Annotated in this window: 5 protein-coding genes and 1 pseudogene; 2 read left to right on the top strand and 4 right to left on the bottom strand. The window is 36.9% G+C overall.

The window, feature by feature from the left end; all coding sequences use genetic code 11:
- The first annotated feature begins 489 nt into the window (after positions 1–489).
- Entirely contained in the window at positions 490–1,764 is a 1,275-nt protein-coding gene (locus ABXH34_RS11390; RefSeq protein WP_353572007.1) for a DUF945 family protein, read from the top strand.
- A 12-nt stretch (positions 1,765–1,776) separates the two neighbouring features.
- Here the strand turns inward: ABXH34_RS11390 and ABXH34_RS11385 are convergent.
- The 4 genes and pseudogenes from ABXH34_RS11385 to ABXH34_RS11370 all read right to left on the bottom strand — a co-directional run.
- Positions 1,777–1,962 (bottom strand): annotated as a pseudogene (locus ABXH34_RS11385) (diguanylate cyclase domain-containing protein); the annotation flags it as partial.
- A gap of 86 nt (positions 1,963–2,048) precedes the next feature.
- Positions 2,049–2,222: a hypothetical protein gene (locus tag ABXH34_RS11380; protein ID WP_353572006.1), complete on the bottom strand. Its 174-nt coding sequence runs from the start codon at positions 2,220–2,222 to the stop codon at positions 2,049–2,051.
- Positions 2,223–2,271: 49 nt separating this feature from the next.
- Positions 2,272–2,436: a rubredoxin gene (locus ABXH34_RS11375; protein WP_353572005.1), complete on the bottom strand. Its 165-nt coding sequence runs from the start codon at positions 2,434–2,436 to the stop codon at positions 2,272–2,274.
- A gap of 31 nt (positions 2,437–2,467) precedes the next feature.
- On the bottom strand, positions 2,468–2,941 hold the full coding sequence (locus tag ABXH34_RS11370; RefSeq protein ID WP_353572004.1) for a rubrerythrin family protein: 474 nt from the start codon (positions 2,939–2,941) through the stop codon (positions 2,468–2,470).
- 110 nt (positions 2,942–3,051) lie between these two features.
- On the opposite strand from ABXH34_RS11370, the gene ABXH34_RS11365 reads away from it, so the two are divergent.
- Positions 3,052–3,514: LysR family transcriptional regulator (locus tag ABXH34_RS11365; protein WP_353572003.1), on the top strand; the 463-nt coding region annotated here is incomplete at its 3' end.

Here is a 3,514-nt window from a genome sequence, read left to right as displayed (position 1 = left end):
GGTTGTATTTAACAATACATAGGACAGTTTTTGAAAATCCCCATCACCTAAAATGTTAACTATTTGAAAGATAAAATATTTTATGGTTCAACTTGGAATTTAAAATACATAAAAAACAATCAGTTATAAAAAAATAAAAATCATTGATTATCATCCGCAATGGTTCAGATACCTTTTCAATCAAGAAAAATAAGCATTTCAACTTATTAAACTATTTTCGTATTTTATAAAAACCGTCTAAAATATTGCTCTAAACTCTGTCCCTCAACTGGCTGATTTCATGTGATAAACTGACCACAATCTTGGAATAACTCCCAATTCTATCACTGTTCAAGCTCAATGAATCACGTTTCCAATAAGTTGATCTCTCGTCACTTTTTTCTCTTGCGCTTTTGGCATACAGAACAAGGTGGCTACAGCATTTAAATAGATTGTGCACATAACATGAGTAACATAAAATAGGTTCAGATTTTTAATAGGAACAAACTCATGTGGAAAAAATGGCTGTTTCCAAGCATTGTGATTATCGTTATTGTCAGCTTAATCGTGCCTTATTGGATTGGGATTAAAGCAGAGCATGAGTTTTCCAACCTTAATCAAACTTTGCCTATTGTCGGCCAATGGCATCCTGTTGGAGCAAATTATCAGCGTGGTTGGTTTCAATCTCAGGCTCAAACGACTTTTCGTCCTGAACAGCTCAACCAACAATATGTGACCTTAAAACATGATATTCAGCACAGCATTACGCCATTTCAGCCAACAACCATTAAAACCACTCTGAAAACAGATACTGAAACCCAAAGTTTTTTACAATATATATTTGCAGGTCGCGCCCCTTTTATTATGAAAACAGATGTTTACCTTACAGGTGGAACTAGTTATTTACAAGTTGCGCCGTTTTCAATGCGTCAAGGGGAACAAGCGTTTATTTGGCAAGGTTTACAAGGACAAGTGAATTTCGGTTTAAATGGAGAGTATTTAGAAAATCAATTTGTTGTACCTGAATTCAGTTTACAAACCCAATATGGGAAGCTCGAATTACAAGGCATACAACTCAATGGACAAGCTAAACAAAATCAGCAGCTTTATGTGGGACAGTTGCAATTACAAATTGAGAAAATTTCAGCTCAAGGTTCTGCTCAATTACCCATACAGTTAAACAAAATCCAAATTATTGCTAATAATGATTTGATTGATGAATATTTAGATTTTTCTGTCCATGCTGAAGCCCAAGATTTGCAAGTTGGACAGCAACATTATCAACCACATTATTTTGATGCTGAAGTGAAACATATCCATGAACCGACTTTAACTCAATGGCGTAATGCCATTCGCGCCTATAACCCGCAATCTGCTGCTGCCGCAGACTGGAATTTTATGCAGTTGACTTTATTGGCACAATACGGTGCGGCGTTATTGAATCATCAAGCTGAGATCAATGTTAGTCAATTTCATGTTCAAACCCAAGCGGGTGAACTATCAGGCCAATTTAATTTACAAGTTGCTGCAGAGAATGCTTCAGCTCCACCTAATATTCTCAATCCTTTTGGTTTTATTAATCGTTTACAAGCAAGTATTTCGCTATCAGTACCAAAGAATATAGTCGAAATAATGATGCCTCCTGAACAAAAACAATGGTTGTTAAATAATAAATTACTGATTGCCAGCCAAGATGGCTACCAAACCCAACTTAAGTTAAATGAGGGCTTTGTCGATGCAAATGGAACAAGCTTGCCTTTGATGCAGTTGATTTGGAGTCAGTAATATTATGATGAACTAGTGATTATGCAAAGTACGCAATGTAACTTGATTACGGACTTGTTGCTTGGATTTGTACAAAGCGACAGCGGCTAGATTAATCAAGGTTTCAAGAAATACATTTTGATTTGGAATCAAGCTTGCCATACCAATGCTTAGCGTTACATACTGGCCCGAGGAAAGGGCATGTGTAATTTTTAATTGCCTGACTCTTGAACTGCTTTAGCCACTTGTAACGCACCCCCTTTAGCTTCACGTTCTTTAGTAAATCAGATTTGCTTTTCTTCGGCTTAGATACGTTGGCTAATATCTTGAAATACGGCAATCGCATACGATATTTTATTTGGTGAATCATAAATAAGGATTGCATTAATTTCCAATGGGATACGCTTATCATCACACTGAAAAGCAATATCATTGACTGTCACATGTTCACTTGTAAAATAAAATAACTGAACAATCAAAGGACTAAGATTGCTCAGTTGGTTTTCAGTTAAACTGATTAGTACAATGTTACATTTCTACCATTTCAAAAGCTTCTTTGCTCACACCACATGTTGGGCAAACCCAATCTTCGGGAATATCATCCCATTTTGTGCCTGCTTCAATGCCATCATCAGGTAAGCCTACAGCTTCATCATAAATAAAATCACATACAATACATTTCCATTTTTTCATTAGCTCATGCTCCATAATTGAGGTAAACAGGTTAGTTTTTTATAAAGTGATCTAAAGTATTTTGATAATGCTGAGCATGGCGTTTTTCAACTGTTTCTAATGCGGAAAAACGTTTGGCCGCCGTTTCTAAAATCGTGATGAATTGTTCAGCATGTTGTTTTGACTCTGCAATTTGCTCATCAATTTCTTGTACCGCTGCATGATGACGCTCTTCTAACGCGGTATGTCTGAATGCAGGATACATTTCCGTATATTCATGGGTTTCGCCTTCAATTGCCATCGATAACATTTTCTCAACGCTTAAGGTTTCAGGTGGGAAAAGCAATTCTAAATGGCTAAGTGCGTGTGCGGTTTCTTGACGTGCGGTTTCCTCAAATACGGCTGCAATCTCTTCTGCTCCTAATGCACGACATTGACGGGCAAAATATAAGTATTTACGGTTTGCCATTGATTCACCAGCAAAAGCTGCTTCTAAATTTTGAACGGTTTTAGATATTTCACTCATGCGTGTTCTCCTATGTCTTGGTGTTCTGGGTTGAGATGGACATAGATTAACAATCCGTTTATGATTTATCCAATTGATAATTTTTCAAAGTTTAATTGATAAAAACGATTATGAATTTACCAACCATAAGACAATTACAGTATTTGCACGCGGTGATGGCATTACGCCATTTTGGCAAAGCGGCAGAACAATGCCATGTTACCCAGTCCACCTTAAGTTCAGGCATACAAGAATTAGAAAACTTATTAGGTGTGACTTTATTCGAGCGAACTAAACACAAAGTGATTCCTACTGTGATGGGAGAAAAAATAGCGACACAAGCTCAGCAGATTTTACAGTTAAGCACCGAATTGCTTGAAATGAGCCAATGTGCTAATCAACCATTAACAGGTAAGTTACGTTTGGGGGTGATTCCAACTATTGGCCCTTATTTGTTGCCTTGGATTTTGCCAGAGATACGGCGATTATTTCCACAATTAGTTTTGCAACTGATTGAAGATCAGTCAGAGCATTTATTAGATAAATTAGAATCAGGACAATTGGATACCGCTATTTTGGCCTTTCCTTATCCCT

Origin of the sequence: Candidatus Albibeggiatoa sp. nov. BB20 (assembly GCA_016744725.1) — a bacterium.
Lineage (GTDB): Bacteria > Pseudomonadota > Gammaproteobacteria > Beggiatoales > Beggiatoaceae > Albibeggiatoa.
The sequence above is the reverse complement of the archived record's forward strand: the minus strand, read 5'-3'. Positions and strand labels throughout refer to the sequence as shown.